General features: G+C 72.5%; 23 protein-coding genes and 1 pseudogene. 6 read left to right on the top strand and 18 right to left on the bottom strand.

The genetic code is table 11. From position 1 onward, the window contains the following. Nucleotides 1–36 precede the first annotated feature (36 nt). On the bottom strand, nt 37–1347 hold the full coding sequence (locus tag ACIA5C_RS45830; protein WP_396067096.1) for a cellulose binding domain-containing protein: 1311 nt from the start codon (nt 1345–1347) through the stop codon (nt 37–39). Nucleotides 1348–1542: 195 nt separating this feature from the next. Between ACIA5C_RS45830 and ACIA5C_RS45825 the strand changes: the two genes are divergently transcribed. Genes ACIA5C_RS45825 through ACIA5C_RS45815 form a run of 3 tightly spaced genes read left to right on the top strand, consistent with a single transcriptional unit; the run spans nt 1543 to nt 3481 of the window. Next, on the top strand, nt 1543–1983 hold the full coding sequence (locus ACIA5C_RS45825; protein ID WP_396067094.1) for a MarR family winged helix-turn-helix transcriptional regulator: 441 nt from the start codon (nt 1543–1545) through the stop codon (nt 1981–1983). Between the two features lie 10 nt (nt 1984–1993). Then, on the top strand, nt 1994–2794 hold the full coding sequence (locus ACIA5C_RS45820) for an alpha/beta fold hydrolase (protein ID WP_396067091.1): 801 nt from the start codon (nt 1994–1996) through the stop codon (nt 2792–2794). Nucleotides 2795–2815: 21 nt separating this feature from the next. Next, entirely contained in the window at nt 2816–3481 is a 666-nt protein-coding gene (locus tag ACIA5C_RS45815) for an alpha/beta fold hydrolase (RefSeq protein ID WP_396067089.1), read from the top strand. Here ACIA5C_RS45815 and ACIA5C_RS45810 read toward each other — a convergent pair. From ACIA5C_RS45810 to ACIA5C_RS45745, 14 genes are all read right to left on the bottom strand, one after another. Beyond that, the gene (locus tag ACIA5C_RS45810) at nt 3423–4235 is read right to left on the bottom strand and encodes an alpha/beta fold hydrolase (RefSeq protein WP_396067086.1); all 813 of its coding nucleotides are present in this window, start codon (nt 4233–4235) and stop codon (nt 3423–3425) included. The two genes, ACIA5C_RS45815 and ACIA5C_RS45810, sit on opposite strands and share 59 nt — an antisense overlap. Then, complete coding sequence (locus ACIA5C_RS45805) at nt 4208–4792, bottom strand: NUDIX domain-containing protein (protein WP_396067083.1); 585 nt, start codon at nt 4790–4792, stop codon at nt 4208–4210. Before ACIA5C_RS45805 ends, ACIA5C_RS45810 begins: the two co-directional genes overlap by 28 nt. Further along, nucleotides 4789–6468: a CTP synthase gene (locus tag ACIA5C_RS45800; RefSeq protein ID WP_396067081.1), complete on the bottom strand. Its 1680-nt coding sequence runs from the start codon at nt 6466–6468 to the stop codon at nt 4789–4791. The genes ACIA5C_RS45805 and ACIA5C_RS45800 overlap by 4 nt, the downstream gene beginning before the upstream one ends. Before the next feature lie 76 nt (nt 6469–6544). Further along, nucleotides 6545–8719: a hypothetical protein gene (locus ACIA5C_RS45795; RefSeq protein ID WP_396067079.1), complete on the bottom strand. Its 2175-nt coding sequence runs from the start codon at nt 8717–8719 to the stop codon at nt 6545–6547. Nucleotides 8720–8724: 5 nt separating this feature from the next. Continuing rightward, nucleotides 8725–9828, bottom strand: a complete 1104-nt coding sequence (locus ACIA5C_RS45790; protein WP_396067077.1) for a glycosyltransferase family 4 protein — start codon at nt 9826–9828, stop codon at nt 8725–8727. A gap of 12 nt (nt 9829–9840) precedes the next feature. Continuing rightward, nucleotides 9841–11445, bottom strand: a complete 1605-nt coding sequence (gene murJ / locus ACIA5C_RS45785; protein WP_396067075.1) for a murein biosynthesis integral membrane protein MurJ — start codon at nt 11443–11445, stop codon at nt 9841–9843. After that, nucleotides 11442–12275 (bottom strand): hypothetical protein, encoded by an 834-nt coding sequence (locus ACIA5C_RS45780; protein WP_396067073.1) that lies wholly within the window; start codon nt 12273–12275, stop codon nt 11442–11444. The genes murJ and ACIA5C_RS45780 overlap by 4 nt, the downstream gene beginning before the upstream one ends. A 25-nt stretch (nt 12276–12300) precedes the next feature. Next, complete coding sequence (locus ACIA5C_RS45775) at nt 12301–13275, bottom strand: copper transporter (RefSeq protein ID WP_396067071.1); 975 nt, start codon at nt 13273–13275, stop codon at nt 12301–12303. Between the two features lie 19 nt (nt 13276–13294). Next, on the bottom strand, nt 13295–14473 hold the full coding sequence (gene steA / locus ACIA5C_RS45770) for a putative cytokinetic ring protein SteA (RefSeq protein ID WP_396067069.1): 1179 nt from the start codon (nt 14471–14473) through the stop codon (nt 13295–13297). A 136-nt stretch (nt 14474–14609) separates the two neighbouring features. Beyond that, nucleotides 14610–16367, bottom strand: a complete 1758-nt coding sequence (gene recN, locus ACIA5C_RS45765; RefSeq protein WP_396067066.1) for a DNA repair protein RecN — start codon at nt 16365–16367, stop codon at nt 14610–14612. A 52-nt stretch (nt 16368–16419) separates the two neighbouring features. Further along, complete coding sequence (locus tag ACIA5C_RS45760; RefSeq protein WP_396067064.1) at nt 16420–17307, bottom strand: NAD kinase; 888 nt, start codon at nt 17305–17307, stop codon at nt 16420–16422. After that, nucleotides 17304–18161, bottom strand: a complete 858-nt coding sequence (locus ACIA5C_RS45755; RefSeq protein ID WP_396067062.1) for a TlyA family RNA methyltransferase — start codon at nt 18159–18161, stop codon at nt 17304–17306. The genes ACIA5C_RS45760 and ACIA5C_RS45755 overlap by 4 nt, the downstream gene beginning before the upstream one ends. Nucleotides 18162–18189: 28 nt before the next feature. Beyond that, nucleotides 18190–18498 (bottom strand): hypothetical protein, encoded by a 309-nt coding sequence (locus ACIA5C_RS45750; RefSeq protein WP_396067060.1) that lies wholly within the window; start codon nt 18496–18498, stop codon nt 18190–18192. Between the two features lie 4 nt (nt 18499–18502). Beyond that, nucleotides 18503–19498, bottom strand: coding sequence for a hypothetical protein (locus ACIA5C_RS45745; protein ID WP_396067058.1), 996 nt, complete (start codon nt 19496–19498; stop codon nt 18503–18505). A gap of 113 nt (nt 19499–19611) precedes the next feature. Here ACIA5C_RS45745 and ACIA5C_RS45740 point away from each other — a divergent pair, with 113 nt between their 5' ends. Beyond that, nucleotides 19612–19947, top strand: coding sequence for an alkyl sulfatase C-terminal domain-containing protein (locus ACIA5C_RS45740; protein ID WP_396067056.1), 336 nt, complete (start codon nt 19612–19614; stop codon nt 19945–19947). 75 nt (nt 19948–20022) lie between these two features. Then, nucleotides 20023–20235, top strand: a complete 213-nt coding sequence (locus tag ACIA5C_RS45735) for a hypothetical protein (protein ID WP_396067054.1) — start codon at nt 20023–20025, stop codon at nt 20233–20235. A 185-nt stretch (nt 20236–20420) separates the two neighbouring features. Here the strand turns inward: ACIA5C_RS45735 and ACIA5C_RS45730 are convergent, their stop codons facing one another. From ACIA5C_RS45730 to ACIA5C_RS45720, 3 genes and pseudogenes are all read right to left on the bottom strand, one after another. Next, complete coding sequence (locus ACIA5C_RS45730; protein ID WP_396067050.1) at nt 20421–21041, bottom strand: flavin reductase family protein; 621 nt, start codon at nt 21039–21041, stop codon at nt 20421–20423. Between the two features lie 55 nt (nt 21042–21096). Continuing rightward, complete coding sequence (locus ACIA5C_RS45725) at nt 21097–22092, bottom strand: HAD-IIA family hydrolase (RefSeq protein ID WP_396067048.1); 996 nt, start codon at nt 22090–22092, stop codon at nt 21097–21099. Between the two features lie 464 nt (nt 22093–22556). After that, nucleotides 22557–23396, bottom strand: a pseudogene (locus ACIA5C_RS45720) (hypothetical protein); the annotation flags it as partial. Between ACIA5C_RS45720 and ACIA5C_RS45715 the strand changes: the two are divergent. After that, nucleotides 23301–24455: a hypothetical protein gene (locus ACIA5C_RS45715; RefSeq protein ID WP_396067207.1), complete on the top strand. Its 1155-nt coding sequence runs from the start codon at nt 23301–23303 to the stop codon at nt 24453–24455. The pseudogene ACIA5C_RS45720 and the gene ACIA5C_RS45715 overlap by 96 nt on opposite strands. The last annotated feature ends 1130 nt before the right edge of the window (nt 24456–25585 follow it).

The following is a 25585-nucleotide window of genomic DNA, read 5'->3' as shown; positions in this document are numbered from 1 at the left end:
CCGGACGACGGTCGCCCGGCCCGGATCAGCGGCGGCCTACGACGCGGTACAGGTGGCCGTGACGGCGGCCGGGCTGCCCGAGCCGGTGAAGCCGAAGGTCGTCGAGGCCTTGGCCGCGAGCGCCCCGTTCCACGAGACGTTGGTCGCGGTGACCGTGGAACCGCTGGCCGCATAGGAGGCGCTCCACATCTGACCGACCGTCTCGCCGTTGGCGAAGGTCCACTTCACCGACCAGCCTTTGATCGCCGCACTGCCCGCGGTGACGGTCACGTTGTCCTGGAAGCCGCCGCTCCACTGGCTGGCGACCGCGACCGTGGCACTGCACGCGCCGCCGCCGCTGGGCGGCGTCGTCGGCCCGGTGGTGGGTGGCGTGGCAGGTGGCGTGGTGGGCGGGGTGGTGGGCGGGGTCGTCGGGCCGCTTCCGCCATCGCTCGTCGTGTAAGCGGCGTCGGTGTACGCCTGCGAGCACGTCGACGAGCACCCGGCAGGCAGCGAGAACGAGTACACCCGGCCGCCGTTGATGAGTTGGTCGGTGACGTCGCGTACGCGAATCTGGAATTGCGTCGACCCGGAGGTCGTCCCGTCGATGATGTACGACTGACCCATGTCGCTGTTCATCTTGGCGGTGTGCCAGGTGCCGCCGTTCAGGTACTCGACACTGTGGATGCCGTTGGCGAGATGGTTGACCGCGATCGCCGGCCAGTAGGCCTGTGCACCCTGCATGAACCCGATCCGGATGTCGCCGGTGTAGCCCGGCGCCGGGATGAACTTCCAGCTGATGTGCCGGTTGTTCCAGTGGTCCGGGTACATGTTGCCGACCGGGGCACCGTCCTTCACGAACTGGTTGAGCGACCCCTTGGACAGGTCGAGGTGGTACGGATCGTCGCGGCACCAGCCGTTGGAGTCGCCGCAGCTGTCGGCGACCAGCATGTTGAGCGTGGCCCCGTTGTACTGGTCGGCGGTCCACGACCCGTTACGGCAGAAGGCCTGGCCGGGCGCGCCGTCGTTCACCCCGGTGCAGTAGTCGGCGACGCTGACCTGCACCCAGCGGCCGCAGTTGAGGCCGTTGTTCCACATGCCCATCTTGCTGAGGTCGGCTCCGGCGAGCGGCCGGGGATAGAAGGAGTAGTCGCCCGGGGTGTCGTACACGTTGAGGGCCACGAAGTTCTGCGAGTCCAGCTGCCCCTGGGGGAGGCCGCATCCGCCGTACGGGGAGCCGAGGCCGTCGAAGTAGGTCGCGTTGCCGGTGACCGGCGTGGTCGGATCGGCGGTCGTCTGTGCGCCGGCCGGCAGCGGCATGACCAGGAGTGCGAATCCGGCGGCGGCGGCGATGAGCCATCTCTTCATGGCGTTTCCTCCGAGGTGGGGGCGGGCGGGCTTTGGGAGCGCTCCCAGACGGTAAGCCCCGCCCGCCTCATCGAGCAACATCCATCGATGTCGCCGCCCGGCGCCGGGCCGATCGGCCCGGAGTCCCCGTCGCCGTGACCAGTAGCGATAGTCTGCTCCGACCGGCCGGCGCGACTGAAGGACGATCACCCGACGATGACCACCGACGACGCCGCCCAGGTGTGGGCGCTGATGCGCGACTTCGTCGAGCGCCACTCCCCCCGCCACCGGCTCCGCCAGGCCCTCGGCGACGGCCTGGCCAAGGGGCGCAGCAAGGTGCAGGTGCTGCTCATGCTCGGCGACGGCCCGCACTCCCTGAGCGACATCGCCGAGGCCCAGCGCATCGACAAGCCGTACGCCACCGCCATCGTCGACCAGCTCGAACAGCTCGGCCTGGCCACCCGCACCTCGGACCCCGACGACCGCCGCCGCAAGATGGTCGCGCTGACCCAGGCCGGCCGCTCCGCCGTGGTCATCGCCCGCGACATCATGGACGAACCGCCGGCCGTGCTGGCCGGCCTGTCGCCCGCCGAGCTGACCCAGCTGGCCGCCGCGCTGGGCCGCCTCGCGGAGCAGCGCCGCCCCCGCCCCGACTAGCGTTGGGCAGATGGTCGATCTGATTTTGAGTCGGGACGGGGCCGAGCTTGCCTATCAGGTCCAAGGAGACGGGCCGCCGCTCGGATATTCGCACGGGGTGCTGCTGAGCCGGGCCGCCGAGGACTCGCTCGGGCTGCTCGACCCGGGCGCGCTGGCGGCGACCAGGCACCTGCTGCGCTACGACGCCCGCGGTCACGGTCAGTCCACCGGCCGCCGGCTGGCGCAGGACTACACCTGGCCGAGCCTGGCCGACGACCTTCTCGCGATGGCGGAGGTCGCCGGGCCCGGACCGGTCGACTGGGCCGGCGGGTCGATGGGCACGGGCACGCTGCTGTGGGCGGCGGTGCGGCGGCCGGGCAAATTCCGGCGGCTGGTGCTGACGATCCCGCCGACCACCGGGGAGACGCGGGCCGGGGCGGCCGGCATGTACGAGACGTGGGCCAAGACGATCGAGGCGGACGGCAAGGCGGCGTGGGCGGCCGGGATGGCCCAGTTCCCCAAGCCGGCCATCTTCGAGTCGGTGGACAGTTACCGCATCGATGCGGACGTCACCGAGGAACTGCTGCCGTGGGTGTTGCGCGGGGCGGCGACCACCGATCTGCCGCCGGCCGAGGCGCTGGCGGCGGTGGAGCACCCGACGCTGATCCTGGCCTGGGAAACCGACCCGGTGCATCCGGTCTCGACGGCGGAATACCTGACGGCCACCATGCCGCACGCGACGCTGCACGTCTCGGGAACGGCCGAGGACGTACGCGGGTGGACCGGCCGGATCGACGAGTTCCTGAGCCGGCAGGACAGTCCCGGCTCATAGGGGTCATATACGCTCCGCTCCGTGCCCGAATTCGGCCCCGGTCTCTCCTATCAGGACGCCGGCGAGGGTCGCCCATTGGTTCTTCTGCACGGCTTCATGGGCGACGGATCGTTTTGGCGGCCCGAGCAGTTTCCCGGCTTCCGCGTGATCCGGCCCGACTTCCGCGGCCACGGCCGCAGTGCCCATCCGGACGACAAGCGGTTCTATCCGCCCGATGTGCTGGCCGACGACGGGCTCGCGCTGGTCGAACACCTCGGTCTCGACGACTACGACCTGGCCGGCTATTCGCTCGGTGCGCGCATCGTCGTACGGATGCTGGTGAAAGGCGCCCGGCCGCGGCGGGCGATCGTCGGCGGGCAGGGGCTGCGGGAGGTGCGAGGCCTCGGCGGCGGCGCCGGTGCGGCCTTCCGCAAGCAGGCCGGGGGCCCTTCGCCGCTGATCCACGTCCTCGATTCGCTGGTCGCCACGCCGGCCGAAGCGCTGACGGCCGTACCGACGCCGACCCTGGTGGTGATCGGCGCCGAGGACGAGCGGGCGGCCTCTGGGCCGGACCTGGCCGCCGCCCTGCCGCACGGCAGCTACGCGGAGATCCCCGGCAACCACGGCACAGTCGCGGGCAGCCCGGAGCTCATCGCGGCGATGCTGGCCTATCTGCGGCCGTCCACAACGAGCCGAGCAGCGAGTTGACCACGCCGGCCTGCTCACGTTGCACCTCGTGGGCGGCCCCCGGCACCCGCACCAACCGGGCACCGATCCGCTCCGCAACCCGCGAGCAGACCGCCTGCATGAGCCCGGCCATCCCCGGAAGGTAGCCGGGCGGCACGACCTCCCACCCGCCCACGATCACCAGCTTCGGGAACGACGCCTCGAGGATCGGTGCCGTCGCCAGCGAGGCCAGCCAGCACGGCCGCTCCCCCAGCGCGGTCTCGGCGGCCCGGGTGAGCCAGGCGGCTGGCGACGGCCGCGGCCTTTCCCCGTACGCCGCGGCAATGTATTCCTCGGCCGTCCCGCGCCGGGCCGACTCCATGAAGCGCCGGCCGTCCTCGATGGCCTGGGCGACGACCGGCACATCGGCGGCCACCTGGTGCGCACACGGCTCGATCAACGTCAGCGAACGCACCAGGTCGGGCCGGGTCGCCGCGGCCAGCATCGCCACGGTCCCGCCGTACGAGTGGCCGACCAGATGAGCTCCGTCGTCCTCGCCGACCAGTGAGATCACGTCGGTCGCGTCGACCGCGTAGTCGCTGTAGGACCCCGGGCTGGCCCCGAACCCGCGCCGATCCGGCACCAGCAGCCGGCGGGAAGCGGCGAGGGGACGCTGACCCGAAAAGGTCAGCGTCCCCCACGAGAACGTCCCGTGAACCAGGACCGCCGGCGTGGCTTCCGGCGGGCCGTCCCAGGTCGTGACGTGCGTCAGTCGACCGGTCGCAGCGTCGCCCATCCCTCGTCGCGGGCCCGGGCGGTTGCCAGCAGGCCGCCGACTGCCGCCGCGTTGGTGATCTCGCCGCGGAAGACCATCGCGACCGCCTCATCCAGGTCGACCCAGGCGACCTCGAGTTCGGCCTCCTCGTCCGTGCGGTGGAAGCGGTCGGAGTCGGGGACCGGCGAGAGCGACCGGGCCAGGAACAGCCGGATGACCTCGTTGCTGAACCCGGGCGAGGTGTGCAGGTCGATCAGCAGGTCGTAGCGGCCGGCGACGAGGTCGGCCTCCTCGGCCAGTTCGCGGGCCGCCCCGTGCACCAGCCCCTCGCCGTCGACGTCACGCAGGCCGGCCGGCAGCTCCCACAGCCGCTGGCCGACCGCGTGCCGGTATTGCCGGATCAGCGCGACCCGGCCCATGTCGTCGAGCGCGACGACGCCGACCGCGCCCAGGTTCTCCACCACGTCCCGGGTCACCGTGTGCCCGCCGGGCATGGTCACCTGATCGCTGTAGACCTGGAAGATCGGCCCCTCGTAGCGGCTGGTGCGCCCGGTCGTCTCGTGGGTGAACGCGGTCACGAGGCCACCACCGGGAGTTCGTCGGCCGCCGCGTACGCGACCGCGGCCCGCACCAGGCCGTCGAAGAGCGGGTGCGGCCGGGTCGGCCGGCTCTTGAGCTCGGGGTGGGCCTGGGTGGCCACGAAGTAGGGGTGGGTCTCGCGGTCGAGTTCGATGAACTCGACCAGCCGGCCGTCCGGGGAGGTGCCGGAGAAGACCAGACCGGCGTCGGCGAGCTTGCGGCGGTAGTCGTTGTTGACCTCGTAGCGGTGGCGGTGCCGTTCGGAGATCTCGGTGTCGCCGTAGACCTCGGCGATCACCGAGCCGGGCTGCAGCACGGCCGGGTAGGCGCCCAGCCGCATGGTGCCGCCGAGGTCGCCCTTGCCGGCCACGATGTCTTCCTGGTCGGCCATCGTGGAGATCACCGGGTAGGGCGCCTGCTCGTCGAACTCGAGCGAGTTGGCTCCGCTCAGGCCGGCCAGGTCGCGCGCCACGTCGATGGTCATGCACTGCAGTCCGAGGCAGATGCCGAGGATCGGGATCTGGTTCTCGCGGGCGTACCGGGAGGTGTTGATCTTGCCTTCGATGCCGCGTACGCCGAACCCGCCCGGAATGACGATGCCGTCGACGCCCTTCAGGGCGGCGGCCGCGCCCGCCATGGTCTCGCAGTCGTCGCTGGGAACCCAGCGCAGCTGGACCTTGACGTTGTTGCCGAAGCCGGCGGCGCGGATCGCCTCGCTCACCGAGAGGTACGCGTCGGGGAGGTCAACATATTTGCCGACCAGCGCGATCGTGATCGTGCGCTTCGGGTGGTGCACCCGCTGGAGCAGGTCGTCCCACGTGGCCCAGTCGACGTCGCGGAACGAGAGGCCGAGGCGGCGCACCACGTACGCGTCGAGGCCCTCGCGGTGCAGCACCTTCGGGATGTCGTAGATGCTCGGCGCGTCCGGGCAGGCCACCACGGCCTCGCGGTCGACGTCGCAGTAGAGCGCGAGCTTGTGCTTGAGCTTCTCGGGGATCTCGCGGTCGCTGCGGCAGACCAGCGCGTCGGGCTGGATGCCGATGTTGCGCAGCGCCGCCACCGAGTGCTGGGTCGGCTTGGTCTTGAGCTCGCCCGACGGCGCCAGGTAGGGCACCAGCGAGACGTGCAGGTAGAACACCCGGTCGCGGCCGACCTCGTGCCGCACCTGGCGGATCGCCTCGAGGAACGGCAGCGACTCCATGTCGCCGACCGTGCCGCCGACCTCGGTGATGACGACGTCCGGGGTCCGGCCGGACTCGTCCACGTCGGCCATCGCGAAGATGCGTTCCTTGATCTCGTTCGTCACGTGCGGGATCACCTGCACCGTGTCGCCGAGGTATTCGCCGCGCCGCTCCTTGGCGATGACCGCCGAGTAGACCTGCCCGGTGGTGACGTTCGCCTTGCCGGACAGCGCCCGGTCGAGGAACCGCTCGTAGTGCCCGACATCCAGGTCGGTCTCGGCGCCGTCTTCGGTGACGAACACCTCACCGTGCTGGAACGGGTTCATCGTTCCCGGATCGACGTTGAGATAGGGGTCGAGCTTCTGCATGACGACCCGCAGTCCGCGCGCGGTCAGTAGATTGCCGAGGCTGGAGGCCGTGAGCCCCTTGCCCAGCGAGGAGGCGACGCCCCCGGTGACGAAAATGTGCCGCGTCTCGCGCACTGATGAGGCCAACGCCGTGCTCCCGTGGTCGCCGTTGTCAGGAATGCGGCCGGGGCAACACCCCATCCACGGGAGTTCACCGTAACACCTACCTCGCCGGACCTGCGTTCGGGCTGCTCGGAGCGCGTGTCTTCGAGACCACACCGGTTTTGTCCGGTTCGGACAAAACCGGGAACGCACGCGTACGGTCCGCCGCGTGCAGCAGCACCCGCAGCGCGGTCAGCACCGCGGTCGGCACCGTCGCGGCCGCCGCCGCACCGGCCACGGTGAGCGCCGACCCGCCGAGGGCCCCGGCGATCAGCGTCGCCACCGTCGTGCCGGCGCCGGCCGCCCGCAGCGCCGGATGCAGCCCGAAAACCCGCTGCAGTCCACCCCACGGGGAGAACTGGCAGAAGGCCAGCATCAGGACGCCGATGACCGCCAGGACCGTCAGCGGGCTTTCCAGCAGGGTCTGACCGTTGGAGGAGGCGGCCCGCTGCACGGCCGGACCGCCGGTGCCGCCGGCGATCGCGGAGAGGAACCGGCCGAGGCTGCCCTGCTCGAGTGCGGGCCGGCGCAGGTCGACCACCGCGAACCCGATCGTGACGGCCAGGCCGGCCAGCGCAGCCCACGCGATGCGCGGGAAGGTCAGCCAGCCGCCGGTGCTGATCGCCGCGGCCACGCAGACCCCGGCGGTCACCGCGATCGCGCCGACCGGGTCGGCGCCCAGGAAGGGACTGCCGACCATGACCACACCGACCCCGCCGAGCAGCACGAAGACCAGCGGCCGCCACGGTTTGCGCACCCACTGGGCGGCCCAGCCGGAGACCACGAGCAGGCCGCTGACGAAGACGCCGAGGCCGACCCCGCCCACCCCCGCGTAGCGCGCACCGTGGATCGCCGAATAGCCGGCGACGCCGTTGAGCTGCAACTGGGCGCCGGTGAGCAGGTCGACGCCGACGACCACGGTGCCGATCACGGCGACCGCGCCGATCGGCCAGAGCGTGCGGCGGAAGCGCGGGGCGGACCGGACCGCCGCCGTGCCGACGGCGACCAGCGCGAAGGTCACCAGCCCGAACCACCACGCCGGATGCTTCGCCTGCCACCACGGCGACGCGTCGGCCAGCAGCGCGGCCGGGATGGCCAGCGCGGCCGCGATCAGCGCCACCTCGAACGCCGCCACCAGGCGCGGCGGCGGCAACGCCGGTCCGGTCGGCCCGGCATGCCGCCGGGCCCGGCCCATCACCGGCACGATCAGCAGGAACAAGAGCAACTGGACGATCGACAGGACCTTGAAGAAGATCTCGGCTACCGCATGCTGGGCGCCCGCCCGCTGATCGGCGTTGTGGCTGCCCTGCACCGCCTTGGTCAGGTCGGCCGGCTTGCCGTCGACGATAGTGGCCGTCCGCCCGGCGAACAGCTTCTCCGGCGCCGCCTTGCCGAGCGCCGACAACACGGTCGGGGCCAGGTCGACCAGTTGCAGGTAGCCGTCGCGGCCCGTGCCGGCCGAGGTCAGCCAGCCGCCGTCCCAGCCGGCGCCCTCGGCGATCGCCACGTGCAGCCGGGTGGTGCGGTCGGTGTCGGAGACCCCGGCGATCAGCATCAGCGACCGGTCGGGCCGGGCCGCCAGCACCTTGGCCAGGGCCGCGTCGGCCTGCTCGACCGCGGCCTGCCGGTCGGCGCCCGAGCCGGTGATCGTGCCCAGGTCGACCATGCTGATCGGGCACGAACTGAGCAGGGTCTTCACGTCGCCGGTCAGCGCCGGCTGGTATTTGTCGACGCGCCCGAACGGCCGGGCCGCGGCGAGCGCCGCCCCCGGGCCGAACGCGGTCGTGCACCGCACCGACTCGGCCAGCGCGCCCGGCACCGCCCCGAACGAGAGCCGGTCCTGGTTTTCGCGCACCGCCAGCGCCTGGTCGGTCAGGTCGGCGCCGATCTGGTCGGGCTGGGTGATCGCGGGCGGGTCGAGGGAGCACGGCCCGAGCGGGTTGAGCGGCGGCCAGGCCGCGTAGTTGCCCGCGCCGGCCGTGACCCAGCCGTCGTCCGGGCAGGTCACCCGCTGCGCCGACTTGACCGACAGCCAGCCGATCGAACCCTGGGTGGCCTCGCGCCACAGGTTGGGGGTGCGCTGCGGGTCGATGTCCTCCCAGCGCAGCCCGGCCGCCCCGGCCACGATCACGTAGTCGACGGTCGGCGGGGCCGCGACGGTCTTCGGGTTGATCGTCAGACCGGCCAGGCTCGCGATCACCGCGAGCACCACCAGGACCGGCGGCCCCCAGGGCATGCGCCTCAACGGCTTGTCACTTCGGCATATGCCGCGCGTACGTCGGAGACCGTGTCCTTCTCGCTCGGCCAGGTCGCCGCCTGCCGGGGACCGCGGGCCGCATAGTCGGCCCGCGCCGCCGGATCGGCCAGCATCTGGCGGACCGCCAGGTCGAGCGCGTCGACATCGTCCGGCGGGATCAGGACGGCCGCGTCGTCGACCAGGCCGGGCAGCCCGCCCACCGCGGTCGCCACCAGCGGTACGCCCGCGGCCAGCGCCTCCTGTGCGAACAGTTGCCGGGCCTCCCAGTCGCTCGTCACCACCGCCAGATCGGCGCCGAGCAGCAGGTCGGGCACGTCGGACCGGCGACCGAGCAGCTGGAACGGCGCATGCTGCTCGGACGCCTGCTGGGCCAGCGACATGTAGCTCGGGCCGGACCCGGCGATCACGACTACCGGGGCCGGGGTCAGCGACCTCCACCGGGCCGACGCGGTCACGAGCAGGTCGTACCGCTTCTGCGGGTGCAGCCGGCCGACCGACAGGATCAGCGGTGTCTCGGGCCGCAGCCGGAACTCGGCCCGCACCGCGGCCCGGCTGCGCCTGGGCGCGGCCAGTTCCGGCGCGGCGACCGCACCCAGCCGGACGTGCCGGGCACCGACCAGCCTGGCCCGCTCGACCAGGTCTTCGGAAGCGCCGAGCACCAGCGAGGCGTTGCGTGCGACGATCCGCTCGACCAGCGCACCGGCCTGCCCGCGCAACCCCTTGGCCAGCACGGTGTTGTGCAGGGTGACGATCAGCGGCACACCCGGCCGGGCCAGCCCGACGACGAAACCGGCCCGCAGGCCGTGCGCGTGCACCACGTCGATCGGCCGGCTGGCCAGGGCGGCCCGCATCCGGCGGATGGTGCCCGCGTCCTGCGCGCCCGGGTTGGCCGGGATCTCCACCGGCACGAACGCGGCGCCGAGCGCGCCGAAGCCGAACAGCTCGTCGGTCGCGGCCGGCCCGCAGACCAGCACCTCGCACCCGGCGGCGAGCAGACCCCGGGCGATCGAGGCGACGTGCCGGCCGACGCCGCCGGTGGCGGAGCCGAGCACGAGCGCAACCGAGCCGCGCCATCCGTCGTCGCCCACGAACTCTCCCTTTCAGCGGCGGATGCGGCGCCGCAGCGTCATCGCCAGCGGGGCCATGTCGCGCCGGTCGAGCGGGAAGGCCACCGCCACGAACACCACCACGACCACGGCACCGCCCAGCATGCCCTGAACCAGGCTGCCGACCACGGTCGGGGTGCCGCCGATCAGATGTCCGACACCGGCCACCGTCGCCCATCCGGCGAGCGCGGCGACAGCCGCCGCCACGATACCGACCACGGTTACCCGGGCGAGTCCGGCCAGTGCGTCGGGTCCGGCATTTTTCCGTACGGCGTGAACCAGCAACGCCCCGATGACACTCATCCCGGCCGCGTTCGCCGCACCCAGCCCGACCAGCTGGGCCGTACCGCCGGCGGTGGCGCTGATCACGACGACCACCACGCCGGCGACCGCCCACCCGGCCGCCGAGGCGACGGCCGCGGCGACGGTGGCACCCCGGGCGTAAAGCGCGCGGGACAGGATCGCGAACAGGCTCCACCCGATCAGCCCGGGCGCGAACCCGACGATGCCGGGCGCCGAGCCGGGGCTGCCGATCAGGCGGGCGCCCGGACCGGCCAGCGCCGCCAGCGCACCCGCACCGAGGCAGGCCAGCAGCATGACCGAGCGGGTCGTGCCGGCCAGCTGCTCGGCGTACGCCGGCTCGTCGTGCCGGGCCGCGGCGGCCGAGAGCCGCGGGTAGACCGCGGTGGCCAGCGGCACCGCCAGCACTGCCCAGGGCAGCAGGAACATCGTCTGTGCGTAGTTGTACTGGGCCAGCACCTGCGTCCCGAGCCCGACGATCAGCAGGATCACCACCTGCTGGGAGCCGACCGTGACCGCGCCGGCCCAGCCGAGCCGCACCGCCTGCCGCCCCTCGTCGCCCGGGAACCGATAGCTGGGCCGCAACCGCAGGCGCAGCCGGCTCAGCGGGATCAGCAGGCAGAGGGCGAGCACGACGACGCCGAGGGTGGTGCCGACCGAGAGGGAGTATTCACCCGCCCTGGTGAGGTGTTCGAACCCCGACCGGGCGCCGTCGATCGCGGCGTAGGTCAGATAGGACGACAGCACGGTGAGGCTCGACAGCAGCGGCGCGATCACCGGCCAGGCGAAGCGGTGATGGGCCTGCAGCACCCCGGTCAGCACGATGCCGACGCCGTAGAGCGGCAGCTGCGGCGCGAAGACCCGGAGCATGCTCGCGGCCAGGTCCTGCTCCCCCGGCGGCACCTTGTGCAGCAGCCCGGCGATCGGGCCGGCGGCCAGCGCGATCACGACGGCGAGCGGCACGGTCAGCGACAGCACCCAGGTGAGCAGGGCCGACGTGACCGCGTTGACCCGCGCCCGGTCGCCCGCCGCCACGTGCTGGGCCAGCAGCGGCACGATCAGGCTGGCCAGCGCACCCCCGGCGACCAGCTCGAACACGATGTTGGGGATGGTGTTGGCCGCGTAGTAGATGTCGGCCAGCCCGCGATCGCCGACCGCGTAGGAGAACACGGTCGTCCGGGCGAACCCGGCGATCCGCGCGAGCACGGTCAGCGCGGCGATCAGCGCCGCCGCCCCGGCGACCTTGACCGTGGGGGCTGAAGCGGGGGTCGCGGCGTCGGTCTCGAGGGGGTCGGTCACGCGACGGGCTGGCGGCCGAGTTCGTCGGCCGCGCGGAGCCACGGCGTCTCCGCGATGACCTTGGTGAAGCTGACCTTCTCGCTGGCCGCGGTGAGCGACGCCAGCACGGTCAGCGCGAGGAGGCGGCCGGCGGTGCCCGTACGGGCGGCCAGCGCCACGCCGAGGAGGGCGCCAAGGGCGTTGGCCCCCGAGTCGCCGAGCATGACGTCTTCGCCCAGGTCGGCCGGCAGCAGGGCGCCCGCCGCACCGAGCGTGCCCGCCGCGATGCCGCCACCCGGGCCGACGGCCAGCGGCACGCCCGTCACCAGACCGGCCTTGATCGCCCGGCCGGGCCGCAGGTCGAGCAGGTTGACCAGGTTGGCCATGCCGGCGATCACGCCCGCGCCGAGCAGCACGTCGACGCCGCGGCGGAACCCGGTGTGGCCGCTGCCGAGCAGCGACGAGGCGACCAGCCCGGCCGCGCCGACCCCGGCGATCTTCACCAGGCCGGTCGTGACCTGGCCGTCGCGCAGCGCACCCAGGTGCCCGGCGAAGCCCCTGACACCCTGCTGCTCGGGCCGGTTGCCGGCCACGTCGTCGTAGAAGCCGACCGCGCCCGAGACCGCGCCCGCCGTCAGGGCGGCCGCCTTGGCTCGCATGCCGGGCGCCCCGACGACCGCGCCGGCCGTCGCACCGATGGCGAGGGCCGGGCCGCCGGCCAGCGTCACCTGGCGGCCTCGGAAGTTGGTCCGGACCAGGCCGGACGACTTCTGGTCGCTGAGGATCCAGTTGAGGGCACCGCGGGCGACGGTTGCGCCGACGCCGAACGCCCGGAGGACTCCAATGGCCATGGCAGGGAAGTCTACGGACCGCGCGCTAACCGGCGGCCTTCGGCACCAGCGATGAGGCGCCGGCCGCCAGCCCGTACTGGCCGACCTTGTTTTGCACCATGCGCTCGACCGTGGCCATACCGGCCACGAGCTGGCCCTGCACGGTGCTCGCGTTGTCCACCGTGGAGATTCCCTTGACCAGCGTCGGGTCGCCCCGCACGGCCGAGATCAGGTTGCCGTCACCGACCCCGTCGCCGGCGATCACCAGGGGGCGGGCGGGCGCGGCCGTCGCGCCCACCGGCCGGCCCTTGCTGAACTGGGTGGCCAGCGTGACCGCCGACTGGCTCTTCTTGGCCGCGTCCTTGTCGACCGCGGGCGGCCCGGAGACGATCACCGTGCCCTCGGCGCCCCCGACCGCCTTGGCCTGCTTCTCGTCGACCGAGATGTAGCCGGCCTTCGTGTAGGCGGTCAGCACCGCGGTCACGTCGTCGGCGGCCGGCTGCGCGCCGCCGATCCGCTGCATCAGGGCGAGGGCGAGCTGCGCGCTGGCCGTCTCGACGCCGTCGCTGTTGACCGGCAGCCACTCGAACGGGATCGTGCCCTGCGACGACTGGCTGGCCAGGTCGAGCAGCTCGGTGCCGACGTTGGGGTCGAAGAACTTGTCCTGCACCGTCACCTTGGCGGTGACCGTCGCCCCGGCGATCTGCAGCATCGAGACCACGCCGGCCATGTAGTCGCCGGTGTCGGGCAGCGCCACCACCACGATGCGACGGCCGGTCAGCTTGCCGTTGAGCAGCGTCGGGGCGATCTGGGTGGCGAAGTCCTGGCTGCGGTTGATCTGGTCGCGGTACTGGTCGACCTGATCGCGCTTGTTGCTGTTGTCCTTCTTCAGCGCGTCGAGCTGGTAGCGCAAGCTGTCGGACACCGGCCCGTTGAGCGCGGCGGTGCCCACGACCAGGCCGATGGCCAGGGCGAGGAAGACCGCGGTGAGCGAAACCACGTGGTACCGAAAGTTGATCACGACGAAAGCCCCGACGTTGTTAGAAAAGGTGTCCCAGCTGGAAGACGAGATTGTCCCACCACTCGGAAACCACGGTGAGGTACGCCTTTCCGACGGTCGACACCGCCACCGCGGACGCCATCGCGGCGATCGCCGAGAGGATGAGCAGCAGCAGGGCGGACCCGGAGATGTTCTGCCGATAGAGCCGGCTGACGCCCTTGGCGTCGACCAGCTTGCCGCCGACCTTGAGCCGCGTGAGGAAGGTCGAGGCCATGCCGCCGCGGCCCTTGTCGAGGAACTCGACCAGGTTGGCGTGCGTGCCCACCGCGACGATCAGCGTGGCGCCCTTGTCGTCGGCCAGCAGCATGGCCAGGTCTTCGCTGGTCGCGGCGGCCGGGAAGGTCAGCGCCGGGACGTCGAGCTTGCGGACCCGCTCGAGACCGGGAGCGCGGCCGTCCGGATAGGCGTGAACGACCACCTCGGCACCACAGCGCAGCACGTCGTCGGTGACCGAATCCATGTCGCCGATGATCAGATCGGGCGTGTAGCCGGACTCGACCAGCGCGTCGGCCCCGCCGTCGACGCCGATCAGCACCGGCTTGTATTCGTGGATGTACGGCCGGAGGACGTCGAGGTCTTCCTTGTAGTCGTAACCCCGCACCACGATCAGCACGTGCCGGCCGGCGATGCGGGTCTGCACCTCGGGCACGCCGACGCCGTCCAGCAGCAGGTCGCGCTCCTGCTTCAGATATTCCATGGTGTTGGCCGCGAACGCCTCGAGCTGCACCGACAGGCCCTCGCGGGCGTCGGCCATCGAGGCGGCAACCGTGTCGGCGTCCTGCCGGACCCCGGTCGCGACCGGCTCGCCGCCGAGCAGCACGGCGTCGCCGTCGATGCTGACCAGGTCGCCCTCGTGCAGGCGCTCGAACAGTTCCTCACCCAGGTTGTCGACCAGCACCACGCCGTTCTTGATGAGCACCTCGGGGCCCAGATTGGGGTAGCGGCCCGAGATCGACGGCTTGGCGTTGAGCACCGCCGCGACGCCGACGGCAACCAGCGAGTCGGCGGCCACCCGGTCGATGTCGACGTGGTCGATCACCGCGATGTCGCCGGGGCGCAGCCGACCGGTCAGACGCTTGGTCCGGCGGTCGAGGCGCGCGGTGCCGGTGACGGCATCCGGATCGGCGCTGCGGGCTCGTCGTAGGGTGGGAAGTCGCATCACGGCCATCCTGACACGACGCATCACGCGCCCCGTACGCGACATGCGCGATCTCACCCACAAATCGGGCATAAAGCCGCCTCTCCCCCGCCGTGGCCCGCAATTCTCCCAGGTCAGCGTGATGGCTGGGAAGGCGTCAGCGTCGCTTCTCCTTGGCCGCCACCGCGAGCAGCTCCTCGGCGTGCGCGATGCCCAGGTCGGAGTCGGGCAGGCCGGCCAGCATGCGAGCCAGCTCACGTGCCCGTTCCGTCTCCTCCACGACGCGCACCCCGCTGGTCGTGATCGCGCCGCCGGTGTCCTTCGCCACCACCAGGTGGCGGTCGGCGAACGCGGCCACCTGCGGCAGATGGGTCACGACCAGCACCTGATGGGTGCGGGCGAGCCGGGCCAGCCGCTTGCCGATCTCGACCGCGGCCTGACCGCCGACACCGGCGTCGACCTCGTCGAAGACCAGAGTCTCGGGACCGCCCGCGCCGGCGAAGACCACCTCGATGGCGAGCATCACCCGGGACAGCTCACCGCCCGAGGCACCCTTCTGCAGGGGCAGCGACGGTGCACCCGGATGGGCCACCAGCCGCAACTCGACCTCATCGGCCCCGTCGGGGCCGGCCGCCACCTCGTCGCCGTCGACCGTCACCGTCGGCTCGTCGCGGCCGACCGGCCGGGACAGCACCGCGACCTCGACCCGCGCGTGCGGCATCGCGAGGCCGGCCAGCTCGACGCTGACCGCCTCGGAGAACCGGACCGCCGCCTCGGCGCGGGCCGCGGTCAGCTTGCCGGCGAGCTCGCCGACCTGCACGGCCAGGCGCTGACGCTCCTTGTCGAGCTCGTCGAGCAGTTCGTCGGAGCTGTCGAGCGCGGCCAGGCGGGTGCGCGCATTTTCCGCCCAGGCGATCACGCCCTCGACGTCGTCGGCATATTTGCGGGTGAGGGCGCGCAGCGCGGCCCGGCGCTCGTAGATCTGCTCCAGCCGGGCCGGGTCGGCGTCGAGCTCGCCCAGGTAGGCCGAGAGCTCGGACGAGACGTCACCGATCAGGGTGGCCGCCTCCTCGAGGCGGGCGGCCAGCTCACCGAGCTTGGGATCGGTGCCCGACTCAGCCTCGAGGGTGCGGCGGGCGAGCCCGAGCAGCTCGGTCGCGTCGGGCGCGTCGTCGGCCACCTCGACCCCGCTGGCCAGCGCCTGCGCGGCCTGGGCGGCGGCCAGCCGCAGCCCCTCGGCGTGCTCGAGCCGCTGCGCCTCGGTGCGCAACTCGTCGTCCTCCCCCGGCTGGGGATCGACCCGGCTGATCTCGTCGAGGCCCAGCTTGAGCAGGTCGGACTCCTGAGAGCGGGCGCGCGCGTTGCGCCGCCGGTCGGCCAGGTCGTCGACCACCGAGCGCCAGCGGGTGTAGGTCTCGCGGTAGGTCTGCAGCAGCTTCTCGTGGTCGGGGCCGGCGAACCGGTCGAGCGAACCCCGCTGCTCGGACGGGCGCAGCAACCGCAACTGGTCGGACTGACCGTGCACGGCCAGAACCTGGTCGCCGACCTCGCTCAGCATCGACACCGGCATGCTCCGCCCGCCGACGTGGGCGCGCGACCGGCCCTCGATCGTGACGGTGCGGCTGAGCAGCAGCGACCCGTCGTCGTCGGGCTCGCCGCCGGCCTCGGTGATGCGGGCCAGCACGGTGTCGGCGAGCTTGCCGCCGAGCCGCAGACGGCCCTCGACCACCGCCCGGCCCGGGTCGGCCCGCACCCGCCCGGCGTCGGCCCGGCCGCCGAACAGCAGGCCCAGCCCGGTGACCACCATCGTCTTACCGGCACCGGTCTCGCCGGTGATCACATTCATGCCCGTGGTCAGACGCAGGGTGGTGTCGTCGATGACACCGAGCCCGGTGATCCGCAGTTCCTCCAGCACACGGCAGACAGTATCGGGGCCCCCTGACATTTGCCCAACGGGCCCGGCTTGATCAGCGTCTATTCCCGCGCCAGCCCTCAACGGGAAGAGCGAACTTCGCCACCAGGGTGTCGGTGAACGGCCGCGGGCCCAGACGCACCAGGCGTACGGGAAGCCGGCCCCGCTCGACCGTGACCTTCGCACCCGGCGGAAGATCCCAGGTGCGGCGACCGTCACAGCAGAGCACGGCGAACGAGGTGTAAGGGTCGACGGTCAGCACGAAGGTGGACGTCGGCGCGGTCACCAGCGGCCGGCTGAACAACGCGTGCGCACTGATCGGCACCAGCAGCAACGCCTCCACCTCGGGCCAGACCACCGGGCCGCCACCGGAGAACGCGTAGGCGGTCGAGCCGGTCGGGGTTGCGCACACCACGCCGTCGCAGCCGTAGCGGGACAGCGGCCGCCCGTCGACGTCGACCATCAGCTCGAGCATCTGGGCCCGCTGGCCCTTCTCGACGCTGACCTCGTTGAGCGCCCACGACTCGGCGATCAGCCGGCCCTCGTATTCGGCGCGGACGTCGAGCGTCAGGCGCTCGTCCACCCGGTAGGTGCCGGCGATGATGTCCTTGACCACGTCGTCGAGGTGGTCGATCTCCACTTCGGCCAGGAACCCGACCTTGCCCAGGTTGATGCCGAGCAGCGGCGCCTTGACCGGCCGGGCCAGCTCGGCCGCCCGCAGGAACGTGCCGTCACCACCCAGCGCGAGCACGATCTCGGCGCCCTCGGCCGCGGCCGGGTCGTCGACCGGGGTCACGCCGGCGGGCAGTTCGAGGTCGCGCACCTCCTCGGCGATCACCCGCACCTCGAAGCCGGCCGCGAGCAGATCACGGGCGACCGCCTCGGCGTGCTGCGTGCTCTGCCGGCGCCCGGTGTGCGTGACCAGCAGCGCCGAGCGGCTCATGAGTCCTCCACAGAAGATGACGGCGACGGCCCGGCAGAAGTTACCTCCCCGGACGGCCCGGCGGCGACAACTCGGTCGATCTCCCCCCGATCGGCGGGCGGCGCATCCCGGCGGAACCAGACGAAGAACTCGACGTTCCCGCTCGGCCCCGGCAACGGGCTCGCGGTCACCCCGGCCACGCCCAGGCCCAGCCCGGCGGCGGCGGTCGCCACGTCGAACACCGCCTCGGCCCGCAGCGGCCAGTCCCGCACCACGCCACCCGCCCCGACCCGCTCCTTGCCCACCTCGAACTGCGGCTTCACCATCAGCGCGAGGTCACCGCCGGGCGCCGTGCAAGCGGTCAGCGCGGGCAGCACCAGCCGCAGCGAGATGAACGACAGATCGGCGACCGTGAGATCGACCACACCGCCGATCTGTTCCGGCGTCAGCGCACGCACGTTCGTCCGCTCGAAGACGTCGACCCGCTCGTTCGTGCGGATCGGCCAGGCCAGCTGCCCGTAGCCGACGTCGACGGCGACGACCCGTTCCGCGCCCGCGCGCAACAGCACATCGGTGAAGCCGCCGGTCGAAGCGCCCGCGTCGAGACAGCGCCGACCGGTCACGGTCAGACCCCTCGGCCCGAAGGCGGCGAGCGCTCCGGCCAGCTTGTGGCCACCCCGCGAGACATAGTCGTCCGCCGGATCCTCCCCGGTCACCAGCACCGGGTCGGCCGGATCGATCATCGCGGCCACCTTGCGGGCCACGGTGCCGTGCACCTGCACCCGGCCGGCCTCCACCAGCTGGGCGGCCTGCTCACGCGACCGGGCCAGCTTGCGCCGGACCAGCTCGGCGTCCAGGCGCGCACGGCGCGCCATCAGGCAAACCCCTTTTCCGTACGCGACATCAGCCGTCGATGCTCGCCAGAGTTTCCTGCAGCACCTGGTGAGCCGCCTCGTACTCGGCGATCTGAGCGCCCGGCGGCAGGCGGGACGCGTTCTCCAGAGACCGCAGCACGGCGTCGACCGCGGGGTGCCCGGTCCCGGTCCCGGCTTCTGTCTCGGTCCCGGCCTCGTCGTCGGCCGGGACGACCGGGTCTTCGGCGGGGGCGGCCGGGGCGGCGTACGCCTGCTGCTGCGCAAGCGGAGGCCCGGGCCGGAACCCACCGGGGGGTGGCCCCGGCTTGGGAAGTTGCGGGCTGTGCGGGAAGGTCACGGTGTCACGCCTCCGTCGGCGTCGTGTTCGTCGGCCCGGACTTCTTCGCCGGCGCCCTCTTCGCTGCGGTCGTGTTCTTGTCCGGGGCCGCCTTCTTGGCCGCCGCTTTCCTGCCCGGCGCCGCCTTCTTGGCCGGAGCCGCATTCTTGGCCGGCGCCGCCTTCTTGGCCGGAGCCGCATTCTTGGCCGGAGCCGGTGCCGCCGCGGCCCGCAGCGCCTCGCGCTGGGAAGCCGACAGCTCGTCACCGATCGACTCGGTCAGCACATCAGCATCCGCCGCCGCGGTCTCGGCGGACGTGGTGGGCGGCAGCTCCGTGGCGGCAGCCGCCGCCTTGACCGGCGCAACCGGCGATGCCGCCGTGCCGACGGGTGCCGACGGCTCGGCCGCCGCGTTCCTCGCCGGCGCCTTCTTGGCGACGGCCTTCTTCGCCACCGCCTTCTTGGCGACCTTGCGCGGGTCGGCGTTGACCGGTGCTGCCTTGCTGGGGGCAGCCTTCACCGGTGCCGCGTCGCTCGGGGCAGCCTTCACCGGTGCCACCTTGCTCGGCGCAGCCTTCACCGGTGCGGCCTTGCCGGGTGCAGCCTTGCCGGGTGCGGCCTTGCCGGGTGCAGCCTTGCCGGGTGCAGCCTTGCCGGGTGCAGCCTTGCCGGGTGCGGCCTTCACCTGGGCCGGGCCGCCCTCGGCGGTCGCGGCGCGCGACTCGGCCTCGCGCAACTGCTTCTCCAGGTCGCGCACCCGGGTGGTCAGCTCGGAAACCTCTTCCGCGGTGGCCAGGCCGACCACGCCGAGCGCCCGATCGACCTCGTATCGCACGATGTTGGTCAGCGCCTCGCGGTTGGCCATGCTGGTCTGCAGCAGATCCTCGACCAGGCCCTGCAGCTGGACCGCCGTCGCACCACCGCGGTTGACCAGATCTCCGGCGACCTTCTGGGCTCGTTTACGGGGCGCTTCGGTCAATCCGAGCGCCATCTCAAGATACGCCCGCCATGCGTCCGGCATGAATCCGCTCCTCTCGGGGCAACTCGTCGGGTGCCACGCTACCGGGCGGTTCATGAGACTTCGTGAGGTACCGTGCGGTACGCACAGCGGGTGTCGCGGAGAGAGGGTGTCCCATGGCGACCGTGGACGAGTGCCGTCAGGCGTTGCACGACCTTGCTGCCAAGCTCGACTCGGCGGTCGACGCCCAGGGCCGGCTCGACCTGGAGCGCACCCTGGCCTGCCGCATCACCGACTTGGCGGCCGCGTTCAGCGCCCGGCTCAGCGGCGGCCGTCTGCTCGACATCGCCGACGGCGACAACCCCAAGGCCAAGATCGCGCTGAGCACCTCGAGCGACAACCTGGTCGCGCTGGTGGCCGGCCGCCTCGACCTGGCCCGCGCGATCGCCTCCCGGCAGGTGTCCCTCAGCGCTAACCCGTTTGATCTGCTGAAGCTCCGCAAACTTCTCTAAGAAACGGCTCATGCCTGCCGGACCCGGGCCGATGGGGTCACCCGCAACGTCCCGCAGACGGCAGGAGTCACCGCCATGATGGTCGAGGAGATCGCCGCGGCCGCCGAATCGGCGCGCTGGAACGCGTACGCCGCCTGGGCCCAGATGCAGGCGCAGCGGGCCCAGGTCCTCAGCGACATCGCCACCCACGCCGAGCCGGCGATCGTGGCCGCCGACCGCGCCCAGATGGACTCCGACCGGGAGGAGTTCACCCGCCGCCGCAACAGCCGGTTCGACGTCACCGTGTAGAAATCGGCTGCCGCCTGCTGCTGAACGTCTTCGCCCCCTGCAACGGCGGCGATGCCGGCGGCGTTGCGGACGATGCGCAGCGGACGATGCGCATCGGGCGAGGCCGCGGCGGGCGAGGCCGCGGCGGGGGCCGGCCGCCAAACTCGAATGCGATCTACCGCCCGCGACGCCGCCAAGCCCGCGGCTCATTGCGGTTGCAGCACCGGCATTTGCCAGCCTTCGGCCAGACGCGACGGCCGGACGTTCACGCCGCCGCCGAAGAACTCGCAGAACTTCATGATCAACGGGTCCCACCGCCGCGCGTCGACGTAGTGCGTCCCCGGCACCACCAGTTCGTCCTCGATGTGCGCCCGCAGCACCCGCACCTGGAAGCCGGTCGCGCTCTCATCGAACGCGCGCCCCTCGACCACCCGGCACTCGAGCTGGATCGGGCACTCCTTCACCCGTGGAGGTTCCACCAGATCGGACTGCTGCCGCGTGAATCCACCGAGCGCAAACTTGTCTTTGACGTGCACGTACCCCTGCGTCCGGCGGTACGGCTTGATCTCCGGGTTCCCGGTGGTCATGGCGATCCGGTCGACCGCGTCGGCCATATCCGACGACGCGAGGTTGAGCACGCACTCGCCGTGCCGCTGCAGGTTGGCCGCGGTCTGGCTGCTGTTGCCCATCCCGAGCATCGCCGACTCACCGAGCCACCAGGCCGACGACATCGGCGCCAGGTTCGCGCTCCCGTCCGGGTTGACGGTGCTGATCAGGACGACGGGCGTACCGAAGTAGAGGACCTTGAGCCCCGGAACGATGTGCATGACTCCATGCTCGCCGCCCCGCCTCCCCCAGGCTGGCGGCTTTCGGACATCTCGTTCAGGCCGCTTTCCAACCCCAGGTCTCGAACAAAGCTTCCGCTTCCGGGGAGGCAGCCTGCACGCGTACGCCGTTCCAGGTCGCACCGCACAGCAGGCGCAGAGCCGCGACCGGGTCGCCGCTGCCTGTGAGGATGGCCGAGCCGTCGTGGCGGTCGAGGTGCCAGCCGTCGACGTCGTCGCCCTCGGCCGGCAGGGCCGACTCGGCCGCCGGGCGGAACAGGCCGGAGAGGTCGGCCGCGACGTAGGTCGGACGCTGCTCGGGCGGCGCGGCCAGCAGGTCGGCCGGGCCACTCACGCCGGTCAGCACGAGCAGCGACGGCATGCCGGCGCCCACCGCGCCCTGGATGTCGGTGTCGAGGCGGTCGCCGACCGCCAACGGCTTCTCCGATTTCGACAGTGAGGCGGCCGTGGTGAAAAGGGCCGGCTCGGGCTTGCCGACGATCAGGTCGGGTTCGCGGTCGAGCGCGGTGCGGATGACGGCGACCAGCGAGCCGTTGCCCGGCAGCGGACCGCGCGGACTGGGCAGGGTGCGGTCGGTGTTGGTGGCGACCCAGGTCGCGCCGGCCCGGATCGACAGGGCGGCCTCGGCGAGCACGCGCCAGCCGACGTCGGGGCCGTAGCCCTGCACGACCGCGGCCGGCTTGTCGTCGGCGCCGTCGACCACCTGCAGGCCGGCGTCGCGGACCTCGGCCCGGAGGGCCTCGGCCCCGACAACCAGCACGGGAGAGCCGCTCGGGAGACGCTGGGCGAGAACCGCGGCGGCGGCGCCGGCCGAGGTGAGAACCTCGTCCGGCGCTGCCGGTACGCCCATGCCGGTCAACAACGCAGCCACGTCGGCGGCGCGACGGGACGCGTTGTTCGTCGCGTACGCCACCGGGGTGCCGGCCGCACGTAGCTTCTCGACCGCCGCCGACGCACCGTCGATCGGCTTGTCGATCAGATAGATCACGCCGTCGAGGTCGAAGATGACAAGGTCGTGCTCGTCGGCCAGCATCCCGCTCACTCCTGCGGGCGCTTCGGGTCGGCCTCGCCCACGAACGTGTCGTCGGCCGCCTTCGCGTCCTCGTCCCGGACCCGGTCGCCCTTGACCCCGTCGTCGAACTGCCCGTGCTGGTCGGTGCTCACACCGCCGCCCGGCCCCGCGACGCGGTCGTCGAACTGCCCGTGCTGATCGGTGCTCACACCGCCGCCCGGCCCCTCGACCACCTTGTCCGCCGCCGGGGCGTCGTCGAACTCGCCGTGCTGCTGGGTGCTCACGTCGCCGTCCGCCCGTCCGGTCGCCGGCGCGTCGTCGAACTCCCCGTGCTGGTCGGTGCTGACGCCACCGTCCGGGCCCTCGGCCAGGTCGTCGTCCTGCTCGACCTCGTCCTCGTCGCCGTCCTCGTCGTCCTCGACCTCGTCGAAGTCGTCGTCGTCCTCGTCGTCGTCCGCGTTGCCGTCCGCGTCGTCGTAGGCCCGCTCGTCGTCGTCCTCGCGGTCCTCGTCGTCGCCGTCGTCGAGCCCGTCGGTGTTGAGGTCGGTGCCGGCCACGTCGGCGCGGTCGTCGTCCTCTTCGTCCTCGTCCTCGTCGTACTCGTCGTCGTAGTCGTCAGCGACGTCATCGCCGTCGCGGTCCCCGTCGCCGTCCGCCTGGTCATCGACCTCGCGATCGAGTCCGGCATCGGCGTCGTCCTCGTCCTCTTCCTCGTCGCCCTCGATCGTGACGCCGTCCAGCTCGAGCAGCCGCTCGGCGGCGTTCGTCAGCTGGTCGTCGTCGACGGCCGCGGCCCGGGCGAACCACTCCCGCGCCTCCTCGCGCCGGTCGGCGGCGAGGAGCGCATCGGCGTACGCGTAACGCAGCCGCGCCGCCCACTCGGCGTTGTCGTCCGAGGTCAGCTCGCGCACCTGGAGCATCGCCACCGCGGCGTCGTGCTGCCCGAGGTCGCCCCGGGCACCGGCCGCCACGATCAGCAACTCGATCGCGCCGCCCTTGTCGAGCGCCTCGATGTCGGCACCCCGGTACAGGTCGATCGCCCGCTCCGGCCGGCCCAGCGCCCGCTCGCAGTCGGCCAGTTCGGCCAGGTGCGTCTGCTTGCCGGTCATCCGGTGGTAGGTGCGCAGTTCGGCGATCGCGGTCGTCCAGTCCCCGGCCGCGTAGGCCGCCAGACCGACCGCCTCGCGCACCACAGCAATCCGCGACGCGAGCCGCCGCGCGGCGATCGCGTGCTGGAGAGCAAGCTCAGAGTCGTCGTCGATGATCTGGCCGGCCGCCACGAGGTGCCGCGAGACCTGGTCGGCAGTGTCGCGGGCCAACGAGATCAGCTCCGCACGCACCTCCGGGTCGAGGTCGGCCGCGGCGATGTCGTCGGGGATCTCCGGCGCCCGGTACGCGTTCTCCTCGGTGCCGGCCTCGTCACGGTAGCCGCCACGGTCGCGGTCGTCCCGCCCGTAGCCACCCCGGTCGCGGTCGCCCCGGTACCCGCCACTCTGCTCGCGGTCGCCCCGGAACCCACCGCTCTGCGGACGGTCACTCTGGGGCCGGTCACTCTGGGGCCGGTCACCCTGCGGCCGGTCACCGTACGGCCGCTCGCGGTCACCCCGGAAGCCGCCGCCGGACCGGTTGCCGGGCCGGTCGGAGCCGAACCCGCCACGGTCACGGTCAGCACCGCGGTCCCGGTCGCCACCGCGGAAGCCACCCCGGTCGCCGGAGCCACCACGGTCACGGTCCCCGCGGAACCCACCGGAACCACCCTGGAAGCTGCCCCGCGCACCGCCGGACTCGCGGTCACCACCGCGGAAGCCACCCTGCGGACGGTCACCGCGGTCACCGCCGCGGAAACCACCCCGGTCGCCGCCCTCGCGGTCACCGCGGAAACCACCACCCTGCGGACGGTCACCACCACGGAAGCCACCACTCTGCGGACGGTCGCCGCGGAAGCCGCCGCCCTGGGGCCGGTCACCCTGGGGCCGGTCGCCGCCACGGAAGCCACCCCGGTCGCCGCCCTCGCGGTCACCGCGGTAGCCGCCGCTCTGCGGACGATCGCTACGGAACCCGCCCCGGTCGCCGCCCTCGCGGAAGCCCCCACCCTGGGGCCGGTCACCGCCTCGGAAGCCACCACCCTGCGGGCGGTCGCCACCACGGAAACCGCCACCCTGCGGACGATCACCACCACGGAAACCGCCACCCTGCGGACGATCACCACCACGGAAGCCACCACTCTGTGGACGATCTCCGCGGTCACCGCCGCGGAAGCCGCCCCGGTCGCCGCCCTCGCGGTCACCCCGGTAGCCGCCACCCTGCGGACGATCGCTACGGAACCCGCCCCGGTCGCCACCCTCGCGGAAGCCACCGCCCTGCGGACGGTCACCACCCCGTGAATCGCCACGGTCACGGTCACCGCCCCGGAAGCCACCGCCCTGCGGACGATCGCCGCCCCGGAAACCACCCCGGTCGCCGCCACCCTGGTAACCACCACGGTCACGGTCACCACCACGGAACCCGCCGCTCTGCGGACGGTCACCGCCACGGAAGCCACCGCTCTGCGGACGGTCACCGCCGCGGAAACCGCCCCGGTCGCCGCCGGCGTATCCACCCCGGTCGCGATCACCCGAGCCACCGCGGTCCCCACCGCCCTGGTAACCACCACGGTCACGGTCACCACCACGGAAGCCACCGCCCGACGGACGGTCACCGCCGCGGAAACCACCCCGGTCGCCGCCGCCCTGGGAGCTGCCACGGTCACGGTCACCGCCACGGAAACCGCCACCCTGCGGACGGTCACCACCACGGAAACCGCCCCGGTCGCCGCCGGCGTATCCGCCCCGATCGCGGTCGCCCGAGCCCCCACGGTCACGGTCACCACCGCGGAAGCCACCCTGCGGACGGTCGCCGCCTCCCTGGTAACCACCACGGTCGCGGTCACCACCACGGAAGCCACCGCCCGACGGACGGTCACCGCCCCGGAAACCACCCCGGTCGCCGCCGCCCTGGGAGCTGCCGCGGTCGCGGTCGCCGCCCCGGAACCCGCCCTGCGGGCGGTCGCCGCCCCGGGAGCCGCCGCGGTCGGCGTATCCGCCGCGGTCACCACCCCGGAAGCCACCCCGGTCACCGGAGCCGCCGCGATTGGCGCCACGGTCGCCGGAGCCACCCCGGTCGCGGTCGCCGCCTCGGTAGCCGCCCCGGTCCCGATCGCCCGAGGAGCGCTCGCCGCCAGCGCGCGAGTCTCGACCACCGGCCCGGTTGTCGTCGTCGCGGTCGCGGGAGCCGCCGTCCTGCGGTCCTGTAGTCACGGGTCAATCCTTCCGGTACGGCGGTCCCTCGCTTAGCGGGGCCTTGCCTCGACACACAAAGTTACTAGCGGAGCAGACATACAAAAGCAGACGAGGGCCGTCCCCTGTCGGGGAGGCCCTCGCCTGTCACGTTGAGTCCGGCGGTGTCCTACTCTCCCACACCCTCCCGAGTGCAGTACCATCGGCGCTGGAGGGCTTAGCTTCCGGGTTCGGAATGA

The sequence above is a fragment of the Actinoplanes sp. NPDC051343 genome (assembly GCF_044455125.1).
In the GTDB taxonomy this organism is placed as follows: Bacteria; Actinomycetota; Actinomycetes; order Mycobacteriales; family Micromonosporaceae; genus Actinoplanes.
The sequence above is the reverse complement of the archived record's forward strand: the minus strand, read 5'-3'. Positions and strand labels throughout refer to the sequence as shown.

Bases quoted from the DNA above. Each gene is read 5' to 3' on its own strand.
- ACIA5C_RS45830 (WP_396067096.1), bottom strand. From the start codon at position 1,347: ATGAAGAGATGGCTCATCGCCGCCGCCGCCGGATTCGCACTCCTGGTC.
- ACIA5C_RS45825 (WP_396067094.1), top strand. From the start codon at position 1,543: ATGACCACCGACGACGCCGCCCAGGTGTGGGCGCTGATGCGCGACTTC.
- ACIA5C_RS45820 (WP_396067091.1), top strand. From the start codon at position 1,994: ATGGTCGATCTGATTTTGAGTCGGGACGGGGCCGAGCTTGCCTATCAG.
- ACIA5C_RS45810 (WP_396067086.1), bottom strand. From the start codon at position 4,235: ATGGGCGACGCTGCGACCGGTCGACTGACGCACGTCACGACCTGGGAC.
- ACIA5C_RS45795 (WP_396067079.1), bottom strand. From the start codon at position 8,719: ATGCCCTGGGGGCCGCCGGTCCTGGTGGTGCTCGCGGTGATCGCGAGC.
- ACIA5C_RS45780 (WP_396067073.1), bottom strand. From the start codon at position 12,275: ATGGCCATTGGAGTCCTCCGGGCGTTCGGCGTCGGCGCAACCGTCGCC.
- steA (WP_396067069.1), bottom strand. From the start codon at position 14,473: ATGCGACTTCCCACCCTACGACGAGCCCGCAGCGCCGATCCGGATGCC.
- ACIA5C_RS45760 (WP_396067064.1), bottom strand. From the start codon at position 17,307: ATGAGCCGCTCGGCGCTGCTGGTCACGCACACCGGGCGCCGGCAGAGC.
- ACIA5C_RS45755 (WP_396067062.1), bottom strand. From the start codon at position 18,161: ATGGCGCGCCGTGCGCGCCTGGACGCCGAGCTGGTCCGGCGCAAGCTG.
- ACIA5C_RS45745 (WP_396067058.1), bottom strand. From the start codon at position 19,498: ATGCCGGACGCATGGCGGGCGTATCTTGAGATGGCGCTCGGATTGACC.
- ACIA5C_RS45740 (WP_396067056.1), top strand. From the start codon at position 19,612: ATGGCGACCGTGGACGAGTGCCGTCAGGCGTTGCACGACCTTGCTGCC.
- ACIA5C_RS45735 (WP_396067054.1), top strand. From the start codon at position 20,023: ATGATGGTCGAGGAGATCGCCGCGGCCGCCGAATCGGCGCGCTGGAAC.
- ACIA5C_RS45730 (WP_396067050.1), bottom strand. From the start codon at position 21,041: ATGCACATCGTTCCGGGGCTCAAGGTCCTCTACTTCGGTACGCCCGTC.
- ACIA5C_RS45725 (WP_396067048.1), bottom strand. From the start codon at position 22,092: ATGCTGGCCGACGAGCACGACCTTGTCATCTTCGACCTCGACGGCGTG.